Origin of the sequence: Acidovorax sp. SUPP3334 (genome assembly GCF_030159055.1) — a bacterium.
GTDB lineage: Bacteria > Pseudomonadota > Gammaproteobacteria > Burkholderiales > Burkholderiaceae_C > Paracidovorax.
Map to the genome: position 1 here is coordinate 1 of NZ_BQXQ01000063.1, position 18,442 is coordinate 18,442.

At 66.3% G+C, this 18,442-nt stretch carries 20 protein-coding genes and 1 pseudogene; 12 read left to right on the plus strand and 9 right to left on the minus strand.

Features of this window, described 5'->3' with window-relative positions; all coding sequences use genetic code 11:
• Positions 1-123 (plus strand): annotated as a pseudogene (locus AVHM3334_RS22260) (IS630 family transposase); the annotation flags it as partial.
• Here the strand turns inward: AVHM3334_RS22260 and AVHM3334_RS22265 are convergent.
• Both AVHM3334_RS22265 and AVHM3334_RS22270 read right to left on the minus strand, forming a co-directional pair.
• Positions 79-1,257, minus strand: a complete 1,179-nt coding sequence (locus AVHM3334_RS22265; RefSeq protein ID WP_284415651.1) for a Fic family protein — start codon at positions 1,255-1,257, stop codon at positions 79-81. The pseudogene AVHM3334_RS22260 and the gene AVHM3334_RS22265 sit on opposite strands and share 45 nt — an antisense overlap.
• Positions 1,258-1,352: 95 nt before the next feature.
• Positions 1,353-1,931, minus strand: a complete 579-nt coding sequence (locus tag AVHM3334_RS22270) for a flavin reductase family protein (protein ID WP_284415652.1) — start codon at positions 1,929-1,931, stop codon at positions 1,353-1,355.
• Positions 1,932-2,323: 392 nt separating this feature from the next.
• Between AVHM3334_RS22270 and AVHM3334_RS22275 the strand changes: the two genes are divergently transcribed.
• Entirely contained in the window at positions 2,324-2,707 is a 384-nt protein-coding gene (locus AVHM3334_RS22275) for a VOC family protein (RefSeq protein WP_284415653.1), read from the plus strand.
• Between the two features lie 63 nt (positions 2,708-2,770).
• Here AVHM3334_RS22275 and AVHM3334_RS22280 read toward each other — a convergent pair whose 3' ends face one another.
• Positions 2,771-3,721: an alpha/beta fold hydrolase gene (locus tag AVHM3334_RS22280; protein ID WP_284415654.1), complete on the minus strand. Its 951-nt coding sequence runs from the start codon at positions 3,719-3,721 to the stop codon at positions 2,771-2,773.
• A gap of 168 nt (positions 3,722-3,889) precedes the next feature.
• On the opposite strand from AVHM3334_RS22280, the gene AVHM3334_RS22285 reads away from it, so the two are divergent.
• From AVHM3334_RS22285 to AVHM3334_RS22295, 3 genes are all read left to right on the plus strand, one after another.
• Positions 3,890-4,498: a class I SAM-dependent DNA methyltransferase gene (locus AVHM3334_RS22285; RefSeq protein ID WP_284415655.1), complete on the plus strand. Its 609-nt coding sequence runs from the start codon at positions 3,890-3,892 to the stop codon at positions 4,496-4,498.
• Positions 4,499-4,592: 94 nt separating this feature from the next.
• Positions 4,593-5,447, plus strand: coding sequence for a DUF6216 family protein (locus AVHM3334_RS22290; protein ID WP_284415656.1), 855 nt, complete (start codon positions 4,593-4,595; stop codon positions 5,445-5,447).
• Entirely contained in the window at positions 5,437-6,222 is a 786-nt protein-coding gene (locus tag AVHM3334_RS22295) for a tRNA-uridine aminocarboxypropyltransferase (protein ID WP_284415657.1), read from the plus strand. Before AVHM3334_RS22290 ends, AVHM3334_RS22295 begins: the two co-directional genes overlap by 11 nt.
• Before the next feature lie 47 nt (positions 6,223-6,269).
• Here the strand turns inward: AVHM3334_RS22295 and AVHM3334_RS22300 are convergent, their stop codons facing one another.
• Both AVHM3334_RS22300 and AVHM3334_RS22305 read right to left on the minus strand, forming a co-directional pair.
• Positions 6,270-6,767, minus strand: a complete 498-nt coding sequence (locus AVHM3334_RS22300) for a hypothetical protein (protein ID WP_284415658.1) — start codon at positions 6,765-6,767, stop codon at positions 6,270-6,272.
• A gap of 87 nt (positions 6,768-6,854) precedes the next feature.
• On the minus strand, positions 6,855-7,166 hold the full coding sequence (locus AVHM3334_RS22305) for a DNA-3-methyladenine glycosylase (RefSeq protein ID WP_284415659.1): 312 nt from the start codon (positions 7,164-7,166) through the stop codon (positions 6,855-6,857).
• Between the two features lie 163 nt (positions 7,167-7,329).
• Between AVHM3334_RS22305 and AVHM3334_RS22310 the strand changes: the two genes are divergently transcribed.
• Entirely contained in the window at positions 7,330-7,902 is a 573-nt protein-coding gene (locus AVHM3334_RS22310; protein ID WP_284415660.1) for a hypothetical protein, read from the plus strand.
• 36 nt (positions 7,903-7,938) lie between these two features.
• On the opposite strand, the gene AVHM3334_RS22315 is transcribed toward AVHM3334_RS22310, so the two are convergent.
• Entirely contained in the window at positions 7,939-8,466 is a 528-nt protein-coding gene (locus AVHM3334_RS22315; protein ID WP_284415661.1) for a hypothetical protein, read from the minus strand.
• A 75-nt stretch (positions 8,467-8,541) separates the two neighbouring features.
• Between AVHM3334_RS22315 and AVHM3334_RS22320 the strand changes: the two genes are divergently transcribed.
• Together AVHM3334_RS22320 and AVHM3334_RS22325 are read left to right on the plus strand one after the other, a co-directional pair.
• Positions 8,542-9,420, plus strand: coding sequence for a PA4780 family RIO1-like protein kinase (locus AVHM3334_RS22320; RefSeq protein ID WP_284415662.1), 879 nt, complete (start codon positions 8,542-8,544; stop codon positions 9,418-9,420).
• 172 nt (positions 9,421-9,592) lie between these two features.
• Positions 9,593-10,213 (plus strand): DUF1439 domain-containing protein, encoded by a 621-nt coding sequence (locus AVHM3334_RS22325; protein WP_284415663.1) that lies wholly within the window; start codon positions 9,593-9,595, stop codon positions 10,211-10,213.
• A 175-nt stretch (positions 10,214-10,388) separates the two neighbouring features.
• On the opposite strand, the gene AVHM3334_RS22330 is transcribed toward AVHM3334_RS22325, so the two are convergent.
• Positions 10,389-11,243 carry a fumarylacetoacetate hydrolase family protein gene (locus AVHM3334_RS22330; protein ID WP_284415664.1) on the minus strand — a complete coding sequence of 285 codons (855 nt, stop codon included), beginning with the start codon at positions 11,241-11,243 and terminating at the stop codon, positions 10,389-10,391.
• 133 nt (positions 11,244-11,376) lie between these two features.
• Here AVHM3334_RS22330 and AVHM3334_RS22335 point away from each other — a divergent pair, with 133 nt between their 5' ends.
• A complete protein-coding gene (locus AVHM3334_RS22335; RefSeq protein WP_284415665.1) occupies positions 11,377-12,303 on the plus strand; it encodes a PPK2 family polyphosphate kinase in 927 nt (308 codons plus the stop codon).
• 180 nt (positions 12,304-12,483) lie between these two features.
• Entirely contained in the window at positions 12,484-13,785 is a 1,302-nt protein-coding gene (locus tag AVHM3334_RS22340; protein ID WP_284415666.1) for a Glu/Leu/Phe/Val family dehydrogenase, read from the plus strand.
• Positions 13,786-13,915: 130 nt separating this feature from the next.
• Here AVHM3334_RS22340 and AVHM3334_RS22345 read toward each other — a convergent pair whose 3' ends face one another.
• Together AVHM3334_RS22345 and AVHM3334_RS22350 are read right to left on the minus strand one after the other, a co-directional pair.
• A complete protein-coding gene (locus tag AVHM3334_RS22345) occupies positions 13,916-15,091 on the minus strand; it encodes a hypothetical protein (protein WP_284415667.1) in 1,176 nt (391 codons plus the stop codon).
• Positions 15,092-15,287: 196 nt separating this feature from the next.
• Entirely contained in the window at positions 15,288-16,298 is a 1,011-nt protein-coding gene (locus tag AVHM3334_RS22350; protein ID WP_284415668.1) for a LysR family transcriptional regulator, read from the minus strand.
• On the opposite strand from AVHM3334_RS22350, the gene AVHM3334_RS22355 reads away from it, so the two are divergent.
• Positions 16,237-17,049 (plus strand): oxidoreductase, encoded by an 813-nt coding sequence (locus AVHM3334_RS22355; RefSeq protein WP_284415670.1) that lies wholly within the window; start codon positions 16,237-16,239, stop codon positions 17,047-17,049. The two genes, AVHM3334_RS22350 and AVHM3334_RS22355, sit on opposite strands and share 62 nt — an antisense overlap.
• Positions 17,050-17,689: 640 nt before the next feature.
• Entirely contained in the window at positions 17,690-18,358 is a 669-nt protein-coding gene (locus tag AVHM3334_RS22360) for a nitroreductase family protein (protein ID WP_284415669.1), read from the plus strand.
• The last annotated feature ends 84 nt before the right edge of the window (positions 18,359-18,442 follow it).

Consider the following 18,442-nt stretch of genomic DNA (forward strand, 5'->3'; position numbering starts at 1 on the left):
TTGCGAAAGGGAGACAAGCTCAAGGAGCGTGTGGATGCGCAGTTGCAGTCGGTGGCTGAAGATCCTGCACTCATCAGGTCATTCTTCAGACACCCATCTGTCGCCTATATTTCTGACTTTTGAGTAAGTGCTTGAAACCAGCACATAGGCCGTATTCCTACCGCCACCCTCTACCCGTGCCAGAACCCCTTTGACCGCCAGATCATTGATATCCCGCAACGCCGTATCCGACGAGCACTTGGCAATGGCAGCCCATTTGGCATTCGTCAGCTTCCCCTCCATCCCATCCAGCGCCCGGTTCAACACCAGCGCCTGCCGCGCATTCATCGGCGTTCCCGCCCAGCGCTGCCAGAACTGGGCTTTGCCCAGCACGCCTGCCAGCAACCCATCAGCCCCTTGCACCGAGCGCAGCAGGCAACCCAGAAACCATTCCAGCCAGGGCGTGACGTCGAGCGGCCCGCGTTGGGTGGTTTCCAGTTGGTCGTAATACGCCTTGCGCTCCCGCTGGACCTGGGCGCTCAAACTGTAAAAGCGCTGGGCGCTCCCTTCGGCCCGCGCCAGGGCCATGTCGCCCACGGCGCGGCTGATGCGGCCGTTGCCGCCGTCGAAGGGGTGCAGCGTCACCAGCCACAGATGCGCCAGCCCCGCGTGGATCAGGGCGTCGCCCGTTGGCGCGGTGTTGAACCATTGCAGGAAGGCGGTCGTTTCCACGGGCAACATGGACGCGGGTGGCGCCTCGTAGTGCACCTTTTCTCGGCCCACGGGGCCGGAAACGACCTGCATGGGGCCGGCGCTGTCGTTTCGCCACGCGCCCACCTGAATGCGCACCCGGCCGCTGTAGCCGGTTGGAAACAGCGCGGCATGCCAGCCGAACAGGCGGTCGGGCGTCAACGGTTGGTCGAAATGCTGGGTGGCGTCCAGCACCATGTCCACCACGCCATCCACATGGCGGTCCGATGGGGCCAACGCCCCGATGTCCACGCCCAACCGGCGGGCGATGGATGAACGCACGGCGTCCTGGTCGAGTGCTTCGCCTTCAATGGCGCTGGTGGTGATGACCTCCTGCGTCAGTGCCTGCAGAGTGGCCTGGTCCCGCTGGGCCAGGCCTACGTCGGCCATGCGGCCGGCCAGATGCCCTTGGGCGCGATGCACTTGTGCCAACGGCGCGGCCAAGGCGACTGCGTCGAATCGCCACTCAGGCCATTCAGGGCGTTGCCAGAGATAGGTGCGGCGGCGGGGGGCTTTGTCTGACCACATGCGGTGATTATTGCCTTTATTCGCCGCAGAATGTGCGGCGAATAAAGGCCGCATTCACCGCAGTCTCCCGCAGTACACCGGCGCCTTCCCTTCGCTCACACCCGCACCGACGCCCCCGTCGCATAAAACTGCCCCCTCGCCACGTAATGCAGCGTGCGCAATTCCTCCGGCGCTTCGTCGAAGTGCCAATGACCGTCGCGGAACACGCGGTCATCCGCCCAGGCGGCCACCACCTCGGCAATGAACAGGTCGTACGCCTGCTGGTTGTGCGGCTCGGGCACCACGCGGCACATCAGCCAGGCGGCGCAGCCGTGTACCAGGGGCGTGGCGTCGTGGCCGGGAGCATGGAACAGGTCCACGCCGTAGTGCTGCAGCTTGTCCGTCCGCGCCTTGGCGCTGTCGGTGCCCACGCCCACGGTGAGCGCTGCCATGGCCTGCGTGGGCAACTGCAGGGCGAACTGGCCGCTGGCTTCCACCAGTTCGCGCGTGCGCGTCGCCTTGTCGATCACCACGGTCACCTTGGGCGGGCTGAAGTCCAGCGCGCAGGCCCAGGCGGCGGCCATCACGTTGTCGGTGCCGGCGTGGTGGGCGGAGACGAGCACGGTCGGGCCGTGATTGAGCAGGCGGTACGCTTTTTCGAGGGGGACTGGGGTGAAGTGGGTGGGCAGTGGCATGGTGGCGGGTTGTTGTTTAGTGGATGAAGGGAAGGGCAGGAGCGCGTGGGGCGGCTTCGGCCGGCCGCAAAGTGCGACTTGCGACTTGCGACTTGCGACTTGCGAATGGCGAATGGCGAATGGCTGAGGACGGCAGCGCTGCGCGTTGGCCATTGCGAGTGTTTTGCTCTGTTATTGATAGCGATATGCCGGCGGATTGATTGCGCTGGAGGCCATTTTGGCTTGGATCGCACCAGAGGGACTTTCGGTGGGCAGCGGCATTCTGGCGGCGCGCAGGGGTGTCGCCAAGGTGCCGCGCCGGCTTGTCGCATGGCCGTGCGGCAGGCGCCCGGCCGGTACGATCTTCCGTTCCCTTTTCTTGCCCGGCGACGGGCGCCACGGAGACGAAAGCCATGTTCAGTCATGTGATGTTGGGTGTGAGCGATCTGGAAGTGTCCAGGCGGTTCTACGACGCGCTGCTCGGCACGCTGGGCATTGCGCCCGGTGCCGCCCACAAGAACCGCTATTTCTACCGCAGCCCGACGGGCACGTTCGCGATCTCCACGCCCATCAATGGCGAGCCGGCCTGCCACGGCAACGGCAGCACCATCGGCTTCACCGTGCAGTCGCCCGAGCAGGCGCAGGCGTTTCACGACGCGGGCGTGGCCCATGGCGGCACGACCTGCGAAGACCCGCCGGGCTTTCGCGAGGGCCCGAGCGGCGCGCTGTACCTGGCGTACCTGCGTGATCCGGACGGCAACAAGCTCTGCGCGCTGCACCGGCCGCCCAAGAAGTGAGTCGGTTGCTTCTGTTTTGATAGCTTTCAGCGCTTTCTGAATAAGCGCTGGAGCCCGATTCGGCTAAATCCCTTGGGCGCCGGGTGCATGGGCGCCAGCCGCATGCGCAGCCGGCAGCGCTGCCAGAAACTGCGCAATGCGGGCCGCCACCGCGGCGGGCTTTTCACGGTGCGGCACATGCCCCGCGCCGGGCAGGATCTGCACCTGTGCCGGGCCGACCGCCCAGCGGGCGATGCGCTCGGGCTGCTCGGTGGAGCCGTATTCGTCGCGGTCGCCGTGCAGGGCCAGCACGGGACAGGTGACGCGCGCCATGGCATCGGCCAGCGACCAGTCGGCAAAGTCCGGGTGCAGCCAGGTGTCCACCCACGCGCCCAGCACCCACGGCGCCTTGTCGCTGCCGTGGTAGCGGGCCAGGCGCTCCATGGCGCCGGGAATGCGGAACTGGTCCCGTGCCTCGCGAATGCCTTGCAGCGTGCGCTCTTCCACGCAGGCCTGGGCGGCGATGGTGATGAGGGCGGCGCAATCGTCGGCCGCATGGCGCGCTGCATCGCCAGCCGCATCGCCGCCTTGCGTGCGGTTGCGCGCTGCCGCGCAATGGGCCGCCATGCCGCCGCCCACGCTGTGGCCCAGCGCCACGAAGCGCTGCACGCCGAAGTGCGCGCGCAGGGCGGGCAGGCTGCTGCGCGCTTCATCCGCCACGAAATCCAGCGGCAGCAGGCCTGTTCGCGCGTCGGAGCGGCCAAAGCCCAGGCGGTCGTAAGCGACCACGTCGCGGCCGGTGGCCTGGCACAGCGCAGCGGGAAAGGCGCGCCACAGTTCCACGCAGCCGAGCGAGTCGTGAAAGAGCACGATCGGCGGCGGCAGCAGCGCCGTGAGCGTGCCTTCATGGGCGCCAGGCGAGGGCGGTGAAACCGCGCTCCAGCGCCGCGCGAACAGGCGGCCTTGCGCGGTGGCGATCCAGTGGTCGGCGGCCTCGGGGGGCGAGGAGGGTGCGAAAGACAGGGGTGCGCTCATGCCGGGCCATTGTGTCGCCGACTTTCGAGCGTGCCGGTCACCGATGCGGCTGCGCGGGGCCCATACGGGATACTCGCGGCCATTGTTTTGCGTCTTCGCCCTTTTTTGTTCTGCTTCTTCTTCTCTACAAATTTTTTTCTCGATCCACTCCAACCAAGGACCGCCGCATTGAAATCAGCCAGCGCCAACACCTTCGACGAAGCCTATTACCAGCGCTTTTACTTCGACAAGAAGACCAGCGTGGTGGACCCGCAGCACATGGAGCGCCTGGGCACCTTCGTGTGCAGCTACCTCAAGTACCTGCGCGTGCCGGTGCAGCGCGTGCTGGACGTGGGCTGTGGCACCGGGCTGTGGAAGGACATCGTGGCGCAGCACTTTCCTGCGGCCAGTTACCAGGGCGTGGAGTTCAGCCCCTACCTGTGCGAGCGCTACGGGTGGCAGCAGGGCTCGGTGGTGGACTACCAGGCCAGCGGCGAGCCGTTCGATCTGGTCATCTGCCAGGGCGTGCTGCCCTACCTCGGCCCGCCCGATTTGAAAGCCGCCCTGCGCAACCTGGGCCAGCTGAGCCGCGGCGCGCTGTATGTCGAGGCGGTGTCCCGCGAAGACTACGAGCGCGACATCATCGATGAAGACCTGACGGACGCGCGCATCTTCAGGCACTCCGCCACGCTGTACCGGCGCGGGCTGCAAGAGGGCGCGCTGGAACTGGGCGGCGGTCTGTGGCTGAGCCGCAAGGCGGAGGTGCCGCTGTTCGAGTTGGAGCATGTGGGCGGTTAACCGGCGCTTGTGAGCAGAGCGGACTGGTGCGGCAGACCACTGCGGCCAACCACGGGCACTCAAGAGATTCCAATAAAAAACGGAGGAAGCGGCGATGGAAAACGCAGGGATCGGGGAGTTGTCCAAGAGCATCGTGGCGTGGCTGCCGCTGGCATTGCCGCTCATCTTGCTCGTGATGTTTGTCTGGGTGATCTTGCGCAGCGAGTCATGGCACTTGCTGCGGCGGCGTACTTGGCAACTGGTGCATGGCAAAGGTGGGATTACCGATCCGGCCTTGCAAGGCTATGTCGAAGAACAGACCAACCTGGCGGCATTCCGTGTTTTCGTAGGGGTGCCCGTGACCACGATGGCCGATGCGCACACGTTGATGGAATGGTGCCGGGTGTACAGCGTGAGTTTGGAGACGCTGCGCCTTTGCCGCCAGTATTTCGATGTGGAAACGCGTTCGATCAAAGCCAAAAAGCGGTACCTCACCATCAAGGGCAATCTGTGGGGCATTTGTGCAATGGCGTCGTTAGTTGTGGCTGCACTGTCTTTTCAGTTGATCACCCTGCCTTATGCGGGACTGATCTTGAAAGATAGCGGACAGCACTTTCTAGCCTCGGACTCACAGATCAGAGCGGTTTGGCCCCCGTTTGGGGCGCCCACCTTAACAGCGAAAGATTGCGTCAAAGAGCAGGACGCAGCCGCACTTCGGTTGGGTTTTTCTCCGGGCGATGTGGCGCTGATTTGCAAAATGCTCTCCGGTGAGGAGTTCCGTCACTATGCCCGCAAAGCACTGTTTGAGCAGCGGATCGGACTCTTCCTATGGGGCGTGTTCATGTTGGCTCTCATGTATTTCCTGGCGACGGCCGCACGGAGCTGTATGTGTGCTAGCAAGCTGCTCCAGCGGCAAATCCCATCCTGGTTGCCCGCTGGGCAAATGACACTGAACTTCGATGCCCGCTGAACCCTCTTTGCAGGCCCCCCACGCCGTTTCCCGCCTGCGCACCGCGCGCCTGGCGCGCAGCTCCAAACCCTTCCTCGCCCGTGGCGGTCCGCGCGGCGAGCGTTGCCCCGGCTGCCGGCTGGTCCCCAGCCATTGCCTCTGCGCCGTGCGACCGCAGGTCATCACGCAGGCCGGCATGTGCCTTTTGATGGCGGACATCGAACCGCTCAAGCCCAGCAACACGGGCTGGCTCATCGCCGATGTGGTGCCCGACACGTTCGCCTTCGGCTGGGCGCGCACGGAGGTGGACCCGGTTTTGCTGGCGCTGCTGCGCGATCCGCAGTGGCAGCCGTATGTGGTCTTTCCCGGCGAATTCGCGGAGGCTTCGCGCGTGGTGACGCAGGTGGAGGCCGGGCCCTCGCCAAGCCGGCGCCCGCTCTTCGTGCTGCTGGATGCCACCTGGACCGAGGCGCGCAAGATGTTCCGCAAGAGCCCGTATCTGGACGGCCTGCCGGTGCTGAGCCTGCACCCCGAGCAGCTATCGCGCTACCGGCTGCGCCGGTCGCAGCGCGACGACCATTTCTGCACCTCGGAGGTGGCGGCTCTGTGCCTGGACCTGGCGGGCGAGCCGCATGCCGCGCAAACGCTGGAGGCTTATCTGGACGTGTTCACCCACCATTATCTGCAGGCCAAGCACCAGCTGCCGGTGGACGCCGATGGCGAGGCGCACGGCCGGCTGCGGGCGTTGCGCCACGGGCTTTCGCCAAGCCCCGTGGCAGAAAAGCCCGATCTTTAAAGCGGGCTCAAGGCGGGCGATGGACACGCGCAGCCGCCAAACCCGGCTCACCGCTTGCAGGCCTCGCAGTAGTAGAAGTAAACGTCTTCTTCCTTGCCCTTGATCACTGGCGACAGATACCCCACGCCACTGTCCGCCGCGAACGACAGGCGCACTTGCCGCCCATCGGTGAATTGAACGTCCACGTTATCGCTCGTGCATTCCCCGAACGAGCCGTAGTCGTTCATCACCGCCACTTGCGAGACCGGGAAAGCCTGCCGCAAGAAGTTGCGCACGTACCGCTCGGTGATGCGCGCCGGCGCAGGTTGCGTGGCGCACGGCTTTCCGTCTGCGTCGAAAAATCTGGGGCTCGATAGCGCAATGCGGCGTACCTTGCCGAGGGGATAGGCGCGTGGGTCCATGCGGCGCTGGTCTTCCTGCAGTTTTGTGGCCGGGGGCGCAGGCGCAGCGCCTGCAGGTTCTGGATGGGCCGCATGGGCCTGAGTTGCAGCCACCGCCCCTGGAATGCAAAGCAGCGTCACGCAGCGAAGAAGAAGCAGTCTCATGGCCATGTTGTCGCTGTGCTCGCTTTCAAAGTTTTCAACCTGCTCTTTGCTGTGAGTGTGGGGGGTAAAAAAGCACGGTGCGCCAATTCAGCCCTGGCCCCGCAGTTTGTCGCCGAACGGCCGGCTCAAGAACCGCGAGCCTTTCTCTCCGAACCGCCAGGGCACGTCCACCGCTTTGGAGATGCCGATGCGCGGCGGCCCGAACATGGCCGCGTTGCGGGGCGTGGGGCCGCCTAAGGTGTGCGAGGCGGCGTCGAGCTGGTCGTAGGCCTCGGTTTCCACGATGCGCCCGCCCACGCCGTCGATCAGCAGCGTGACGCCGATGAGCCGCTGCGCCACCTCGTGCGCAGGGGCGGTGAAGTCGATGTCGGCAAGGATCCGTGGCGGCTCGTGGGGCATGGGCGCGATGCTAAAACAGCCACGGTGCGGGGCATTGCTCGCGGTGGCGAGCGCGGGGCGCCGTCGGGGCGATACTGCCAAGCTGCCAGCCCGGCCGCGCCCCTTGGTGCGCGCACACGTGCATTGGTCTGACCGACGACGAACCGACTTGAAAGCCTTGCCCATGAACCGCTCGCCCCACCGATGGATTCGCACCTGCTGTGCCCTGCTTCTTTCCTGCCTGCTGGCGGCAACGCCCTGGGCGGCCGAGCTGAGCGCCAAGCGGCAGGCGGTGCTGATGTCGATGTTCAAGCCGGATGCGGTGCTGACCGAGCAGATGCATCGTGATTTCTGGGCGGGTGTGGATGTCAGCGACGCCTCCGCCACCGAGGCCGCTCAGGATCGGCTGGTTGCAGCCATGCGCAATTCGCTGGAGTTCGAGCGCGCGACGGCGCTGAGTTTCCAGGCCAGCATGAAGCAGCGCAAACCGGTCGTGAATCCCCGCTACGAGTCGGCTTTGAAGGACCGGCTGGCCATGCTGAAAGCCCGCAATCTGTCGCCGGACGACGTTCTGGCCAAGGACAAGGCGTTCCGCGCCTCGCTGGTGCCCATCTCGCGCGGCAAGCCGTTCGAGGCCGATGGCAAGTCGATGGTGATGCCCCCTGCGCTCGCCGAGGCGGCGCTGAAGCAGGTCGAGGCCTCGCATGAGCGGCTGGAGCGGCTGCTCGATCCGGTGTGGAGCAAGCCCGGGGGCTGAAGGGCCGGCCTGGCCGCCAACGCGGCCAACGACGTGTTACTTGGCGGAAGGAAAGCCGAAGTCGGCCGCCATGAAGCCCTCGCACGATTCGCAGTAGAGGTAGTACGCGGTCTTTCCGATCTGCAGCACGCCCCAGCCGGTCGCGTTATCGAGGGACAGCCGGCCCCTTTGTCGGTTCTTGAGCTGAATGCGGACTTCGGCCAGGCAATCGCCCTGGTCCAGGCTCTGGCGGTAGTTGTGCGGGTCGCTTCGAACCGCGTGCTGCCAAAAGTACTCCACGCGCCGCGTATCGAGGGACAGGTCTTCGCAATTCGCATCGCCACCTTCCACGCTTTTGGCCGTGCCGTTCGCGGTGTGCACGACAGCGAGTTCGCCGATGGCTTTGGGCGCATGGGCAGGCGGCGGAATGACGGCGCTGCCCCAGGCCGCGCAGGCGCCGGTCAAGGTCCACGCCAGCACGCACGCGGCTCTCGCCACCGCAGTGGCCGTTCCGTGTGCAGGCCGCCGGTGCGCGGCGAAAAGTGTGGCGCCCGAGGCGGAGGGAATGGGTGGAGGAAAGGTCATTCGCTGGCGGGTCGCCTCGTCGGTGTGGTCGGCCCGGGAGAATAGACGCGATCTCCCAAGGCGCAAAATGTCCGGATGAAAGCTCCCCCCAGACTCCAGTCCCTCATCGAGGAAGGCCTGATCGATACCGTGGTGCGCCAGCTCATGAGCGGCAAGGAAGCCATGGTGTACGTCGTTCGCTGCGGCGATGAAACGCGCTGCGCCAAGATCTACAAAGAGGCCACGCACCGCAGCTTTCGGCAGGCGGTGGATTACACCGAGAACCGCAAGGTCAAGAATTCGCGCTCTGCCCGGGCCATGGCCAAGGGCAGCAAGTTCGGGCGGCAGGAGCAGGAGGCCGCCTGGCAGAGCGCCGAGGTCGATGCGCTCTATCGGCTGGCCGCTGCAGGCGTGCGGGTGCCGCAGCCGTTCAATTTCCATGAAGGCGTGCTGCTGATGGAACTGGTGACCGATGCGCACGGCGACGCCGCGCCGCGCCTGAACGATGTGGCCTTCACGCCCGAGCAGGCGCGCACGCACCATGCCACGCTGATTGGCGAGGTGGTGCGCATGCTGTGCGCGGGCGTCGTGCATGGGGATTTGTCCGAATTCAACATCCTGCTGGCGCACACCCCGGGCGCGGGCGAAGGCGAGGACGAGGGCGCCGAGGGCCCGGTGATCATCGACCTGCCGCAGGCCGTGGACGCCGCCGGCAACAACCATGCGCCGCGCATGCTGCTGCGCGATGTGGCCAACCTGCGCGATTTCTTCGGCCAGTTCGCGCCCGAGCTGCGCGCCACCGAGTACGGCCCCGAAATCTGGAGCCTGTACCAGCGCGGTGCGCTCACGAACGAGACCGTGCTCACCGGCCGCTATGAGCGCCAGCACACCGACGTGGACCTGCACGCGGTGATGCGCGAAATCGACGATGCTCGGGCGGAGGACGCAGCGCGGCGGCTGCGCATGGCTGGGTAGCGGCCTGGCGCAGTGGCCGGTGGTGGGGACGGACGGGTCGTACTCGTACTGTTACGCCCTGCTTCCAGCCTTAGGGAACTGGGCGGCGTGGCAAGGGTCAGTCACCGCCATGGCCGGTGATCCTTCAGCCGCTGCCGGTCCTTTCTTTGTCGCACACGAGGGTGTCCACCACATGGTTGCTGTTCGATCGCTTTCACACCCCCTGCATTTCCGTCGCTTTTTCCATGCCCTGCACCGCCGCGCTTTCGCCGCGGTCTGCGCCGTGCTGGCGCTGGGCCTGTTCGCCGTGGCGCAGCGCGCCGGCGCGCAGCCCAGCTACACGATCTCGGCCGAGCAGATGCAGGGGGCCGTGGCCGAGAAGTTTCCGCGCCGCTATGCGCTGGGCGGGTTGATGACGCTGGATGTTCAGGCGCCCCGGCTGCGGCTGCTGCCGCAGCAGAACCGGCTGAACGCCGACATGGACGTGACGGCCTCCGGCCCGCTGCTGCAGCGCCATTACAGCGGTGCGTTCGATGTGGATTTCGCGCTGCGCTACGAGCCCTCGGACCGCACGATCCGCGCGCAACAGCTGCATGTGAATTCGCTGCGCCTGGAAGGCCTGCAGCCGCAGGCGGCCGACATGCTCGATGTGTACGGCCCGCAACTGGCCGAGCAGACGTTGCGCGAAGTGGTGCTGCACCAGTTGCGCCCGCAGGACCTGGCCCTGCCGGACGGCCTGGGCATGCAGCCCAGCAGCATCACGGTGACGGACAAGGGGCTGCTCGTGCGGTTCTCACCCAAGGCCGTACCCTGAAGGGTGCGGTGATGCGCTAACGGCTTTGTTGCACAAATGAATTTTCTTGCCAAAGATCACAGAATTTGTACGAATTCTTGCTTTCATACGTGCGCAAGAATCTTGCGCAAAGAGCGCCGATCTGGAAGAAGATTGTTTTATGCAACAAAGCCGTCCAGACGACAAAAGAGCCGCCCTAAAGCTGCACGCTCGCGGTGCCGATGCCTTCGAACGCCACCTCGACCGCATCGCCCAGCCGGGCGAGCAGCAGCCCGGCCCAGGTGCCGGTGGTGACCACCGTGCCAGCCGGCAGCGTGCCGAAGTGCTGCGTGGCATGGCGCAGCCACGCGGCCAGCAGCCACGCCGGATCGCCCAGCGAATGGGTGCCCTGCCGGGCCACTTCGTCCTGGCCGGTGATGCGCACCGTGCAGCGCTGGTGCGCCCAGTCGGGCGGCGCGCCGGCATCGAACGGCACCCAGTCGCCCAGCACCAGCGCGCCATGCGACTGCTGGTCGGCCAGCTTGAGCAGCGCGGACGGCTTGCTGCCCGGGGCCCAGCGGGTTTCCACGATCTCGATGGACACGGCCATGGCGTCGATGAGGTGCGCGCCTTTGCCATCGGCCAGTTGCGCGGCGGTGGCCGCGTCCACGGCCTGGCCCAGCCGCAGGGCGATCTCGGCCTCGATGCCGCGCAGCGACAGCGGCCAGGCGCCCGCATGGGCCGGGTGCGTCCATGCGCCGGCCTCGGGCAGCGGCGCATGGGTGAGCACGGCGGCGCGGTCCGGCCCGCCGGATTTCCAGTACCGGGGCGCGCCGGTGGACCACCAGCCCAGCGCGTGCGCCACGGCGTTCTGCACGGCGTAGGCGGCCTGGGCGTCGGGCAGCGCCGAGGCCAGCGGCTCGGGGTCGGCCGGGACGGCGCTGGCGCGGGCCGCCAGCAGGGCCTGCGCCACCGCATCGACGGCGGCATCGCCAGCGTTGGCCGGGCCGGCCGGGCCGGCCGGGGAAGGGGTATCAGTATCGGAAGGACTCACGGCGCGGTCATCGGGCATGTCGGGGGCTTTCTCGGTGAAGGCAAGGCACGGGGCAAAGGCACGGGCGACGATTGTGCGGCGCGGATTCGCTGCACGGTCCGGGCCGGCCCGCGCGACACTAGGGCCTTCCCCACCCGACCAGGACACGCCCATGGCAATCCGCGCTCCCGCCTCCCTCACGCCCCAAGAGATCGCCCAGCGCCTGGCGCAATGGCAACCGCCTGCGGCCTCCGGCAAAGGCAAGGCCGCCAAGGCCGGTGCCAAGGCCAGTGCGAAGACCGGCGACCACGGCGGTGGCTCCGCCGCGATCGATCTGGCCCGGTTCGACCCCTCGGCCAAGCCGTTCTCGCAGGGCGACAAGGCGAGCGACAAGGCCCGGGTCGAAGCACTGGCGGTCGAGCTCGATGCGCTGCAGGACCTGCTGTATGCCGACAAGCGCTACAAGCTGCTGGTCATCCTGCAGGGCACCGACACCTCGGGCAAGGACGGCACGGTGCGCGGCGTGTTCGGCCGCATGAGCGCTCTGGGCGTGCACGCCGTGGGCTGGAAGGCGCCCACCGACACCGAGCGCGCCCACGACTACCTCTGGCGCATCCACCAGCAGGTGCCCGGCGCGGGCGAGCTGACGGTGTTCAACCGCAGCCACTACGAGGACGTGCTGGTGCCCGTGGTGAACGGCTGGATCACGCCCGAGCAGCACCGCCAGCGGCTGGCGCACATCAACGACTTCGAGCGCCTTCTGACCGAGACCGGCACCGTGGTGGTGAAGTTCATGCTTCACATCAGCCGCGACGAGCAGCGCCAGCGCCTGCAGGAGCGCCTGGACGACCCGGCCAAGCACTGGAAGTTCGACATGGGCGATATCGCCGCGCGCAAGCAGTGGGACGACTACCAGCGCGCCTACGGCACCCTGCTGGGCGCCACGCACACGCCCTGGGCGCCCTGGACCATCGTGCCCGCCGATTCCAAGACCCACCGCAACCTGATGATCGCCACCGTGCTGCGCGAAGTGCTGGGCCGGCTCGACCTGCGCTACCCCGATGGCGACCCGGCGCTGTCGGGGTTCAAGGTGGAGTGAGGCCCTACCGCCATACAGCGCCCTACCGCCCGTCGGCCCGCCCTTGAAAAACGGCGCCGAGACCCGTCTGCCGAGTTATGCATTTGGCGCATAAACCTGTAACACTCCGGCCTTGGACAGCGGCCAGGGGCAGGCATAAGCTCCGTCGTCTGAACTGATCTCCTTCAAGGAAACACCCCCATGTCGAACACCAACGACACCCGCATCCAGCACCAGCTGCCCTCCTACCTCCAGGCCGACGACCTCGGCCCGTGGGGCAACTACCTGCAGCAGGTGGATCGCGTCACCCCTTACCTGGGCAGCCTGGCGCGCTGGGTGGAAACGCTCAAGCGTCCCAAGCGCATCCTGATCGTGGACGTGCCGATCGAAATGGACAACGGCACCATCGCCCACTTCGAGGGCTACCGCGTTCAGCACAACCTGAGCCGCGGCCCCGGCAAGGGCGGCGTGCGGTTCCACCAGGACGTCACCCTGTCCGAAGTGATGGCCCTGTCGGCCTGGATGTCGGTGAAGAACGCCGCCGTCAACGTGCCCTACGGCGGTGCCAAGGGCGGCATCCGCGTCGATCCCAAGACGCTGTCGCGCGGCGAGCTGGAGCGCCTGACCCGCCGCTACACCAGCGAAATCGGCCTGCTCATCGGCCCCTCCAAGGACATCCCCGCTCCCGACGTGAACACCAACGGCCAGGTCATGGCCTGGATGATGGACACGTACTCCATGAACACCGGCGCCACCGCCACCGGCGTCGTCACCGGCAAGCCCGTGGACCTGGGCGGCTCGCTCGGCCGCGTCGAGGCCACCGGCCGCGGCGTGTACACCGTGGGCGTGGAAGCCGCCAAGCTGACCGGCCTGCCGCTGGAAGGCGCACGCGTTGCCGTGCAGGGCTTCGGCAACGTGGGCGGCATCGCCGGCAAGCTGTTCGCCGAAGCGGGCGCCAAGGTCGTGGCCGTGCAGGACCACACCGGCACCATCTTCCACCAGACCGGCCTGGACGTGCCGGCACTGCTGGAGCATGTCAAGAAGACGGGCGGCGTGGGCGGTTTCACCGGTGCCGAAGCCATGGCCAAGGAAGACTTCTGGGGCGTGGACTGCGAAATCCTCATCCCCGCCGCGCTGGAAGGCCAGATCACCAAGCACAACGCCGGCCAGATCAAGGCCAAGCTCGTGATCGAGGGCGCCAACGGCCCCACGACCACCGAGGCCGACGACATCCTGCACGACAAGGGCGTGCTGGTGCTGCCCGACGTGATCGCCAACGCCGGCGGCGTGACGGTGAGCTACTTCGAATGGGTGCAGGATTTCTCCAGCTTCTTCTGGAGCGAGGACGAGATCAACGCCCGCCTGGTGCGCATCATGCAAGAGGCCTTCACGGGCATCTGGCACGTGGCCCAGGAACACAAGGTGAGCCTGCGCACGGCCACCTTCATCGTGGCGTGCCAGCGCATCCTGCACGCCCGCGAAATGCGCGGCCTGTATCCCTGATCGATCGACCGACCGATCGACCGTGCCCCGCCTGCCGCCTCATCGGATCGGCAGGCCAGGCCGGACCGGCCAGAAACCGCCAGCGCCCGCCCAAGGCCCTGGCGGTTTTTTTATTCATTCATTCAGTCAGTCAGTCAGGGCGCACCGGACCGGAGCCGCTGCCCGGCGCATCGCCCACCGGCCGCACCGGGCCCGCCTCGAACACGCGCAGCGCCACGCAAAAGGGCTGCACGCACGGCGCGCGGCCAACGTAGGGGCAACCGGCCGTGTCGCACGGCTCGCCACGCCCATTGCGCGCGGCCTCGTCGTCCTCGGGCCGCCAGCCGCTGGCCTGCAGCGCCGCCATCTGCAGCCAGGGGTCGGAGCGCTGCAAAGCCAGCATGTCCCGCCCATACACCACAGCCGCCGCCTGGGCGAGCGGTGCGAAATCCAGCGCCAGAAACGCACTGGTGCGGCTGGCCGCAGCGCCTTCGCCCGATTGCAGCACCAGCGCGAACAGCCCCGACTGCAGCGCCTGCGGCCGGCCCGCGAACACCACCGGCGCAGCCGCATCGGCCGCGCCGGTGGCCGCACCGCCATCGGTGCCGGCCCCGGCAGGCACGGCGGCAGAGGATGCCGACGGCGCGGAAGGCGGCTGCGGTGCCTGAAGCCAGCTGGCCGGCACCCGCAGCGTGAGCGCGAAGCCCCGGGGGCCATCGGCCGTCTCCACCGTGCCCTGCCGCGCCATCCAGGTCTGCAGGGGCGGCAGATCGTCCGCCGCGCCCTGCGCCAGCGCCGCCGGCCAGGGTTGCGCCGCGACGAGTTGCTGGGGCCGGCCGGTGGGCGCCGTGAGCTGATGCAGCAATGCGCCCAGCATCTGGCGCAGTGGCGCCCCGACGCCGCCCGTAGGCCAGGGCAGGCCCTGCACACCGTTCGCGCCCGTGGGCGAGGCCAGTGCCGGCGCCCCCGTGAGCCCCGCTGCGGGTGCGGCCGCAGGCGCAGCGCCCGGTGCCGCAACCGTCCCGCGCCCGGCCGCCGCCGTGCCGGCAGGCCCGGGCGCTGCGCCGTCCAGGCTCTGGAGCGCCTGGGGCGAAAGGCTCACGCGGTCGGCCGGTGCCGGCACGGGCAGCGGCGGGCGCTGCGCGGCCGGGGGAATCTGGCCCGGCAGCGCGCCCGGTGCCGCGGGGGCGCCGTCCGGCCCTGCCGCGCCCGGCACGCCCGAGGCATCGACACCGAGCAGCATGTTCTGCCGCTGCAGCGCCGCTTCGGCCAGCACACGCGCCACGGGGGCCAGCGGAATGCGGGGCGGGTCGATGGAAGCGGTCATGGCGTGAGGATGGAGTGGGCGGCGCGGCGGCGCAAGGGTGCTTTGCGGACTTTGCCCGCATTTCTTCGGTTCGCCAACCCGTACCGGCGCCCTGCGCCTGCGCCGGGCAGCGGACCGGGACAAGGCAGCGGCCCCATCCGATTCGCCTCGTGTCAGGTCGGCAGGCAGGCAGGCAGGCGGTGCAGAGCGGCCCCGTTCACCCTCCCGCCGGGTCGGCCCGCAGCCTGGCCTTGCCGGGCTTTCGTGCCCGCTTTCCCGCTGGCGAAGAGGCCCCTGCCAGTTCCTGATCGCTCAGGCCGAACACGGGGTTGTTCGCCAGCATCTCCACCGCCAGGTCGATGAATGCGCGCACGCGCGCCGGTTGCGCTGCACGGCTGCCGTAATACACGTACAGGCCCAGGTGCTGCGCGATGTAATCGGTCAATACGGGCACCAGTTGCCCGCTGCGCACCAGCGGCGCGGCCGTTACGCCCACGAGCTGGCCGATGGCATGGCCGCCCAGCACGGCACGGGCCTCCAGTTCGATGTCGTTGACGCAGAAGGCGGGCGCAATGGCGTGGGCCACGATGTCTTCGCCCACACGGAACTCCCACGGCATGGGCTTGCCCGTGGCGGGGTGGCGGAATCCGCTGCAGCGGTGCCGGGCCAGGTCTTCGATGCGCAGGGGCGTTCCATGGCGCGCCAGGTAGTCCGGCGTGGCGCACACCACCAATTGCAGCGCGATCAGCCGCCGCGCGACGACGCCGCCCTCGGGCGGGTGCCCCGAGCGAAAACCCACGTCCACGCGGTCTTCCACCCAGTTGCCGATGCGGTCGTCCAGTTGCACGTCGGGATCGACCTGCGGATAACGGCGGCAGAACGCATCGACCACGGGCCAGATCACCTCCAGCATCATCGAGCGCGGCGCGACGATGCGCAGCGGACCGGCGATCTCCTCACGCCCGCGCTGCGCTCCGTGCACGGCACGCTGCAGGGCCGCGAGACCGGGCTGCGCGGCGTCGAGGAACTGGCGGCCCTCCTCCGTCAGGCTGAGGCTTCGCGTGGTGCGATGGAACAGGCGCACGCCCAGATGCGCCTCCAGTTGGGCCAGCGCCAGGCTCGCCGCCTGCGGCGTAACGCCCTGCGCCGCAGCGGCCTGGCGCAGGCTGCCCAGTTCGACGGCTTTCGCGAAGGCCGCGCTGGCCCAGGGCGATGCCGTGGTGGCCACCTCGCGCAGTGCGCAATCGATCACCGAGCGGCTGGGCACGCACGACGCGCTGCTGGCCGTCGCCCTCGACGTGACCGACGAGGCGCAGGCCCACCATGCCGTGGGCGCCGCGCTGGAGCGCTTCGGCCGCATCGACGTGCTGGTCAACAACGCGGGCTACGGCCTGCTGGGTGCGGTGGAAGAAGCCAGCGCCGAAGAGGTGCGCAGCCTCTACGACACCAACGTGTTCGGGCTGCTGAACGTGACGCGTGCGGTCCTGCCCTCCCTGCGGGCGCGCCGCGCCGGCCACGTGATCAACATCTCATCGCTGGGCGGGGTCAGATCGAGCGCGGGCTTCGGCGCCTATTGCTCGACCAAGTTCGCGGTCGAGGGCCTGACCGAAGCCCTGCACGCCGAACTCGCGCCGCTGGGCATCCAAGCCACGGTGGTGGAGCCGGGCTACTTCCGCACCGAGTTTCTCGACACGGCGTCGCTGGCGGTCTCGCCCCGGGTCATCGACGACTATGCGGCCAGCGCCGGGGCCGTTCGCGAAGCGGCCCGCCGGATCAATCTGAACCAGCCCGGCGACCCCGTGCGCCTGGCCCAGGCGGTGATGCAACTGGCGAGCAGCCCCACCCCGCCGCTGCGCCTGCCGCTGGGAACGGACACGCTGCAGGCCATCGCAGACAAGCATGCGTTCGTGGAAGGCGAAACCGCGCAGTGGCGCACGCTGGCGGCCTCCACGGACTTTCCAATGACCGCGGCAGGGTGACACCTTGGCGGCGCGACCACGGTGGGCCTTGGCGCGGCGCCCTCGCGGAGTCGCGCCACCGTCGCGCTGCGCCTTGGTTCGATACGCAGGACCAACCGCTTTCCGACGCAGGCACGAGCATACAAAGCAGACCCGGAAAGCAGACACAGCCAATTGCTATTTATTTAATAGCAGAATGCCCTAGTGGAATCTGCGCTGGAGGCCGATTGGAGGCCTAAACCTCTACGACTCGCCCACCAATCCGTTCACGGGCTTTGCACCACGGCCGCCGCCGTCGTTGGCTCTGTTTATCAGCGCACTATCAAGATTTATTAAGGTCAGTGGTATCGAATAATAATTCATAAAAAATGCAAATAATTTAAATGATTAAAATTTATGTATCAATAGATAAGTTATTTTTATTTTATTGATGTTTCCCTTATTACCTTTTCAGACACGAATTTGATGTCAATATTGCTCTGCCGCAATTTCGCGGCGTTTTCACTTTAAGGACCTTCATATGAAGAAAATTCAGATTGAATCGCCATTGAAATGCCAATCCAATGACGCATACAGAGACCACGCAGTCAGAAAATAATTGACTCAGCAATGGGTGAACTCGTGTTCGCCCATTGTCATAAATTTTCCGGAAATAATATTTATGAAGTGGCTGCAGTCTTCTCATTTTCTAAAAATAGATGCGGGAAAATTGATTTTTTGGGACTATGCAAAGCATCAACAATTCGAAATAACAGCTGAGCATTTAAATCGTTTGGTTGAATTTTCAACGGGTGCCTCTATCAAAAAAACGCAGATTGACGAAGATATTTTTAATGCAGAGGTGCTGATTGATGCTCCTCGGGAGCAAAAATGGTCATGGGATTGGCTGTCTCATATTTTTCACCATGGAACACAGCATCCTCTAGCGCCAGAATCAATGCAGTCATCCATAAACCCCCAAGAATATGCAGCTTCATACTTGGATTTTTGTGCCTCCATTCGTCATGCCATGCCACCGGTCGAAATCATTAAAGGAGGCACCCGTTATGCGCTACCCAACTTCGAATCAAAAGAACTGAATAATGCGAATCTATGGGAATCCTTGCTCAAAAGGCGGACTTGCAGGGATTTCGATGGCCAACCCGTAGCTCTCAGAAAGATTTCCACGTTACTCTACTGTGCCTTTGGCGATATCAAGGCAGATGAAAACACGGAAAATCTATCTGTCTATGGATACAAACGAACTTCGCCAGCTGCTGGGGGATTGCAATGTACTGAACCCTATCGAGTCGGCCCTGCAAAATTCGCCACCCGCTTCAAGCCAATCTGAGTAAGCCAGGCTTTCCTTCTCGCGGCCTCGCGGCAAGCGCCATGGGCGGCTCGGCCAGCAGCGCGAGCAGACGCAAATAAAGGC